Origin of the sequence: Paracoccus sp. (in: a-proteobacteria), assembly GCF_030538755.1 — a bacterium.
Classification (GTDB): domain Bacteria; phylum Pseudomonadota; class Alphaproteobacteria; order Rhodobacterales; family Rhodobacteraceae; genus Paracoccus.
In genome coordinates, this window is the sequence record NZ_JAUNTJ010000027.1 from 24,524 (window position 1) to 30,523 (window position 6,000).

8 protein-coding genes are annotated in these 6,000 nt (G+C 65.9%); 4 read left to right on the forward strand and 4 right to left on the reverse strand.

The genetic code is table 11. From position 1 onward, the window contains the following. Nucleotides 1–21 precede the first annotated feature (21 nt). The 3 genes from rlmH to rsfS are packed head-to-tail and all read right to left on the reverse strand — an operon-like array spanning nucleotide 22 to nucleotide 1,177. Complete coding sequence (gene rlmH, locus Q4G14_RS13605) at nucleotides 22–489, reverse strand: 23S rRNA (pseudouridine(1915)-N(3))-methyltransferase RlmH (protein WP_303362303.1); 468 nt, start codon at nucleotides 487–489, stop codon at nucleotides 22–24. After that, entirely contained in the window at nucleotides 489–848 is a 360-nt protein-coding gene (locus Q4G14_RS13610) for a hypothetical protein (RefSeq protein WP_303362304.1), read from the reverse strand. The genes rlmH and Q4G14_RS13610 overlap by 1 nt, the downstream gene beginning before the upstream one ends. After that, nucleotides 848–1,177 (reverse strand): ribosome silencing factor, encoded by a 330-nt coding sequence (gene rsfS, locus Q4G14_RS13615; protein WP_303362311.1) that lies wholly within the window; start codon nucleotides 1,175–1,177, stop codon nucleotides 848–850. The genes Q4G14_RS13610 and rsfS overlap by 1 nt, the downstream gene beginning before the upstream one ends. 443 nt (nucleotides 1,178–1,620) lie before the next feature. Here rsfS and leuC point away from each other — a divergent pair, with 443 nt between their 5' ends. Continuing rightward, nucleotides 1,621–3,057, forward strand: a complete 1,437-nt coding sequence (leuC, locus tag Q4G14_RS13620) for a 3-isopropylmalate dehydratase large subunit (protein ID WP_303362305.1) — start codon at nucleotides 1,621–1,623, stop codon at nucleotides 3,055–3,057. Here the strand turns inward: leuC and Q4G14_RS13625 are convergent. Beyond that, on the reverse strand, nucleotides 2,975–3,670 hold the full coding sequence (locus Q4G14_RS13625) for a hypothetical protein (protein ID WP_303362306.1): 696 nt from the start codon (nucleotides 3,668–3,670) through the stop codon (nucleotides 2,975–2,977). The two genes, leuC and Q4G14_RS13625, sit on opposite strands and share 83 nt — an antisense overlap. A 165-nt stretch (nucleotides 3,671–3,835) precedes the next feature. Between Q4G14_RS13625 and leuD the strand changes: the two genes are divergently transcribed. The 3 genes from leuD to Q4G14_RS13640 all read left to right on the forward strand — a co-directional run bounded on the left by leuD (nucleotide 3,836) and on the right by Q4G14_RS13640 (nucleotide 5,977). Beyond that, complete coding sequence (gene leuD, locus Q4G14_RS13630) at nucleotides 3,836–4,441, forward strand: 3-isopropylmalate dehydratase small subunit (protein ID WP_303362307.1); 606 nt, start codon at nucleotides 3,836–3,838, stop codon at nucleotides 4,439–4,441. Continuing rightward, on the forward strand, nucleotides 4,432–5,517 hold the full coding sequence (locus Q4G14_RS13635; RefSeq protein ID WP_303362308.1) for an endonuclease/exonuclease/phosphatase family protein: 1,086 nt from the start codon (nucleotides 4,432–4,434) through the stop codon (nucleotides 5,515–5,517). Before leuD ends, Q4G14_RS13635 begins: the two co-directional genes overlap by 10 nt. Before the next feature lie 334 nt (nucleotides 5,518–5,851). Beyond that, nucleotides 5,852–5,977 (forward strand): hypothetical protein, encoded by a 126-nt coding sequence (locus Q4G14_RS13640; protein WP_303362309.1) that lies wholly within the window; start codon nucleotides 5,852–5,854, stop codon nucleotides 5,975–5,977. The last annotated feature ends 23 nt before the right edge of the window (nucleotides 5,978–6,000 follow it).

A 6,000-nucleotide genomic window follows, 5' to 3' on the forward strand; every position in this document is an offset into this window, starting at 1 on the left:
GCTGGTCGCGCCGCCCCGCCGTCAGGCGCGGTGATAAGGGCTGCCGGCCAGAATGCTGGCGGCGCGGTAAAGCTGTTCCGACAGCATCACCCGCACCAGCATATGCGGCCAGACCATCCGGCCAAGGCTGATCTGCCAGTCGGCGCGGTTGCGGATCGCCGGGTCCAGCCCGTCGGCCCCGCCGATGACAAAGCACAGATCGCGCGCCTGATCGCGAAACCCGGCCAGCCGCGTGGCAAATTCGGGCGAAGTCATCTGCGCGCCGCGTTCGTCCATCACCGCCAGCGCGGCGCCTTCGGGGATGGCGCGGGTCAGCAGGGCCGCCTCGGCCGCCATACCGCCGCCCTTTTTATCCTCGACCTCGGTGATCTGCACCGGGGGCAGGCCCAGGGGGCGGCCCGTCTTGGCGAAACGGTCCAGATAGTCGCGGATCAGCGCCTGTTCCGGGCCAGAGCGCAGCCGCCCGACCGCCAGCAGCGTGATCCGCATCAGATCAGCGGATTGTCGGGCAGATCGGCACAGCGGTTCGCGCGGCGGAACGATTGCGCCTGCCGCCCGATGGCAACCAGATCGGACGGAATGGCCACATCGCGCCGTTCCGCCGCAAAGCGCAGGGCAAAGGCCAGTTCCGCATTGCTGCCATGCGCCACCAGATAGCGCCAATAGGCGGGCTGGCGCACGCGGTCCTGCATGGCCGGGGCCACGCCGAAAGACGCGGGATGCGCGCCGGGGGCCGGGCAGGTCATGCGCACCACGGTGCCGGTGCTGGCCGCCGTTGTCGCGCGGGGCTGGGATGCGCAGGCCGACAGAACCATCAGCCCGCCCAGCAAGGCAATCGCAATCCGCATCAGTTCGGCTGATCCTCGCGCAGACGGGTCAGCGCATCCGAGGGCAGCCACATCTTTTCAAGCTGATAAAACTCGCGCACTTCGGGGCGGAAGACGTGGACGATCACATCGTCGGTGTCGATCAGCACCCAGTCGCCGGCGTCTTTCCCCTCGATCCGGGGGGTGCGGCCGGTGGCTTCCTTGAACCGCTCGGCCAGCTTTTCGGCGATGGTGGCCACCTGCCGGGCGTTGCGCCCGGATGCGATGACCATGTGATCGGCCATGGCCGAACGACCGCGCAGGTCGATGGTCACGACATCTTCGGCCTTGTCATCCTCGAGCGAGGACAGAACACGGGCAAGAACCTGATCGCTGCCGGGTTCGGTGCCTGCGGTGGTCGCGGTCGGCTGTTCAGCCGTCGGGACGGGTCGGGACAGGGGGTCATCCTCCGTTCATCGCGCCGATCGCCCCGGCGCCGGGTTACTCTGAAGATAGCAGTTTTTCGCCCCATCTCAATGCGGCGCGGTGAAATTGCGCGGCGGTTGTCGTTTTTCTGCCCGGCGCGGGGGCGGCCCGCATATCCGCCCCTGTATCCCTGCACATATCCCCCTTGTCACAGCGGGGCGCAGATCATAAAATTACCGGCGATGATGCGTTTTTTCGACATACATGACCGCGCCCGTCTGCCGGGCAGGTTCTACGGCGAAATCCTGGGCGTGACCGCGCGGGGCTGATGGCCCCTGCCCGCCCCTGATCCGCCCTGCCCCTTGCCATCTTCACGAAAGCCAAACCCATGACCGGCACCAATCCTGCGGGCGCGCCCCGCACGCTTTACGATAAAATCTGGGATGCTCATGTCGTCGATCAGCAGCCCGACGGCACCTGCCTGCTGTATATCGACCGCCATCTGGTCCACGAAGTCACCAGCCCACAGGCGTTCGAGGGGCTGCGCATGACCGGGCGCAAGGTGCGCGCGCCCGAAAAGACCATCGCCGTGCCCGACCATAACGTGCCCACCACATGGGACCGCGAAAACGGCATCGACAACGAAGAATCGCGCATTCAGGTCGATGCGCTGGATCACAACGCCCGCGAATTCGGGGTGAACTATTACCCCGTGACCGACATCCGTCAGGGCATCGTGCATATCATCGGCCCCGAACAGGGCTGGACCCTGCCCGGCATGACGGTGGTCTGCGGCGACAGCCACACCTCGACCCACGGGGCCTTTGGCGCGCTGGCCCATGGCATCGGCACGTCCGAGGTGGAACATGTGCTGGCCACACAGACGCTGATCCAGAAAAAATCGAAAAACATGAAGGTGGAAATCACCGGGCAGCTGTCGCCCGGCGTCACCGCCAAGGATGTCGTGCTGCATATCATCGGCGTCACCGGCACGGCGGGCGGCACCGGCCATGTCATCGAATACTGCGGCGAGGCGATCCGCAGCCTGTCGATGGAAGGCCGTATGACCATCTGCAACATGGCGATCGAGGGCGGCGCCCGCGCCGGTCTGATCGCACCCGATGACACCACCTTTGCCTATGTGCAGGGCCGCCCTCATGCGCCCAAGGGGGCCGCATGGGAAGCCGCGGTGAACTGGTGGCGCAGCCTGCGCACCGACGAGGGCGCGCAGTTCGACAAGGTGGTGACGATCCGGGCCGAGGACATCGCCCCGACCGTGACATGGGGCACCAGCCCCGAAGATGCGCTGCCGATCACCGCGACGGTGCCCGCGCCCGAAGATTTTACCGGCGGCAAGGTGGATGCGGCGCGCCGCTCGCTGGATTATATGGACCTGACGCCGGGCACCCGGCTGGATCAGATCAGCATCGACGCGGTGTTCATCGGGTCTTGCACCAACGGCCGGATCGAGGATCTGCGCGCCGCCGCCGATGTGGTGCGCGGCCGCCATCTGGCGCAGGGCGTGCGCGGCATGGTTGTGCCCGGATCAGGGCTTGTCCGCGCGCAGGCCGAGGAAGAAGGGCTGGATCAGGTGTTCATCGACGCCGGGTTCGAATGGCGTCTGGCGGGCTGTTCCATGTGTCTGGGCATGAACCCCGACCAGCTGTCACCCGGCGAACGCTGCGCCGCCACCAGCAACCGCAACTTTGAGGGGCGGCAGGGCTACAAGGGGCGCACGCATCTTATGTCGCCTGCGATGGCTGCGGCTGCCGGGATAGCGGGCCATCTGACGGACGTCCGCGCGATGACCGCCGTTTCCGCCTGACCGGTTCGCCCCGCGATCCGTGCCGGCGGCGGCGACGCCGCCGCACGGGGCGCGGGGCAGCCATATGCCACAGCAGCGACACCCCGATGATCGACAGCGCCAACAGGTCCAGAACAAGATGACGCGGCATCCCGGCGATATATCCATGCAGCCAGGCATCAACGCCATGGGCGCTGACAAGGCGCAGCCCGATCAGCGCCAGCAGACCCGTCAGCCCGATCAGCGCCGGGATATTGCGCAGCAGGCGGCCACGCAGGGTCAGCATGATGACCGCCGCGCCCAGACCGACCGCAACCACCACCCAGAACATCAGCATTTGCTGAATATCCTGCCGTTCGGCATACCAGCCGCCAACGCGGGCGAAACAGCGCCCGCCCGCCGACAGGCCGGTATCCAGATCGGCCAGCCGCGCCACCCCCAGCAGCGCCAGCATGATGCCAAGCCCGGTCCAGAAGCCCCGCCCCGCCGCCCGGCCCTGCCGGCGCACGATCACAAAGCAGACGGCCGCGAAACCAAGGCAGATCAGCGCCACCAGCCCGTCGCTGGACGACACACCGGCAGAACCGGGCGCCCAGTTGCGCTGCACACAGCCCATGATACGCGCAAAGTCCACGCTATCCCCGCCAACCAGTTTGAATTGCAGGACTTTACAATCAAAACAGACAAAAACCAAGGGGAATATGTTCACACATTTAACTAAATTTTGGCGCTTTGCAGGGCGTGAAACCGGCCTTTGCCACACCCCTGCCACGCCGCCCCACAGACAGAGGACAGACAGATGCAGAACTTTACCACACTGACCGGGATCGCGGCCCCCATGCCGCTGGTCAATATCGACACCGACATGATTATCCCCAAGCAGTTCCTGAAAACGATCCAACGTTCGGGCCTTGGCAAGAACCTGTTCGACGAATTGCGCTATGACGCACAAGGCAAGGAAAACCCCGATTTCGTGCTGAACCAGCCCGCCTGGCGCGAGGCGCAGATCATCGTCGCGGGCGACAACTTTGGTTGCGGGTCGTCGCGCGAACATGCGCCCTGGGCCTTGCTGGATTTCGGCATCCGCTGTGTCATCTCGACCAGCTTTGCGGATATTTTCTTCAACAACTGCTTCAAGAACGGCATCCTGCCGGTGGTGCTGCCGCAAGAGGCGGTGGACGCGCTGATGGATGACGCCCGCAACGGCTCGAACGCCCGGCTGACGGTGGATCTGGCGGCGCAGACCGTGACCGGCGCGGATGGCACCGCCTATGCCTTTGACATCGACCCGCATCGCAAGCACTGCCTGCTGAACGGGCTGGACGACATCGGGCTGACGATGGAAAAATCCGCCGCCATCGACGATTACGAATCGCGGATGGCGCAGGCGCGGCCTTGGGTCTGATCCGCGCCGCAGCGGTTGCTCTGGCGGCGCTGCTGGCGTTGCCTGCGGGGGCGGATGTGCCTGCCCCGGCAGAGGGGTCGGTTCGGGTGGCGACCTATGCCCCTGCGCTGACCCGTCGCGGGCCGGGGCTGCTGCTGCGCGACATTCGCAGCGGCAAGGATGACCAGATCGCCGCCGCCGCGCGGGTGATCGTCGCGGCGCAGGCCGATGTGATCGTGCTGACCAGCTTTGACTGGGATCACGACGGGCTGGCGCTGGATGCCTTTGCCGCCCTGCTGGCGGATCAGGGGCTGGATTATCCGCATCGCTTTGCCGGGCCGCCCAACAGCGGGCTGGCCACCGGCATCGACATGGACGGCGATGGCCGCAGCGGTCGCCCTGATGACGCGCAGGGCTTTGGCCAGTTTCGCGGTGCGGGCGGCATGGCGGTGCTGTCACGGCTGCCCTTGGGTGCGGTGACGGATTATTCAGCGGTGCTGTGGCGCAATCTGCCGGGCAATCTGATGCCCGATGATACCCCGCCGCAGGTAGCGCAGGTGCAGCGCCTGTCATCCACCGCGCATTGGGATGTGCCGGTGCAGACCGGGGCCGGAGTGCTGCATCTGCTGGCATGGTCGGCGACACCGCCCGTCTTTGGCCGCGACGGGGGCGAGCGGAACGCGCGGCGCAACCACGACGAAGCGATGTTCTGGCTGCACCACCTGCCCGACGCGCCCTTTGTGCTGGCGGGCAATGCCAACCTTGACCCGAGCGACGGCAACGGTCGCCACGAAGCGATCCGCGCGCTGATCGCCGCCGCCCAAGACCCGCAGCCCCGCAACGACTGGCCGGTGCCGCAAGGCGCGCATGACGCCGCGCAGACCGGCGATCCGGCGCTGGACACCGCCTTTTGGCCCGACCGCGCACCGGGCAACCTGCGGGTGTCTTATCTGCTGCCGTCCAAAGGGCAGCAGGTCACGGGCAGCGGCATCATCTGGCCCGACCCCGACACCCCGCTGGGGGCGGCGGTTGCGGCAGCATCAGCGCATCGGCTGGTGTGGGTGGATCTTCGGCCGGGCGCGGAACAGATGCGCTGAATATTTTGTGGGGTAGGTTTGCGCTATAGGGTCGCATTCGCCCATGACAATGTGCGGGGGCATCCAAGCCTTGGTGATCGACTCTGCCCCGATGCGCGCGCATTTCAGCTTGCGCCCCTTGGCGTTCTGTCGCGCCCATCTGCGCCAAGGTTGCAGGTTCGACCATGTGGCGGATTGATCCGTCAGGTCTCGGACTGGTGCATTGCCCCCGAAGGTGGGGGCGCTTCGCCCCCCAGCCCGGCCCTAGCCGTTCAGTCCCAGCATCTGGTGGATCGGATTAAGGATGAATCGTTCCGGCTCTGATGTCCAGATTTTGCAGATGTAGTCATAGAACGTGCTGCAAACGCTGAGCGTCGCCTATCTGTCGTCGCGGCTGCCCGACATCATCATCTTCGGCCTGCTCTTCGCTGTACTGTTGCGCCCCAACAAGAGCAATGATCGAAATTTGGTGATGCGCTGAAGGGGCGGGATATCATGGCGGTG

Excerpts from the sequence above, each read along its gene's own strand:
- rlmH (WP_303362303.1), bottom strand. The coding sequence starts at position 489 with ATGCGGATCACGCTGCTGGCGGTCGGGCGGCTGCGCTCTGGCCCGGAA.
- Q4G14_RS13610 (WP_303362304.1), bottom strand. The coding sequence starts at position 848 with ATGCGGATTGCGATTGCCTTGCTGGGCGGGCTGATGGTTCTGTCGGCC.
- leuC (WP_303362305.1), top strand. The coding sequence starts at position 1,621 with ATGACCGGCACCAATCCTGCGGGCGCGCCCCGCACGCTTTACGATAAA.
- leuD (WP_303362307.1), top strand. The coding sequence starts at position 3,836 with ATGCAGAACTTTACCACACTGACCGGGATCGCGGCCCCCATGCCGCTG.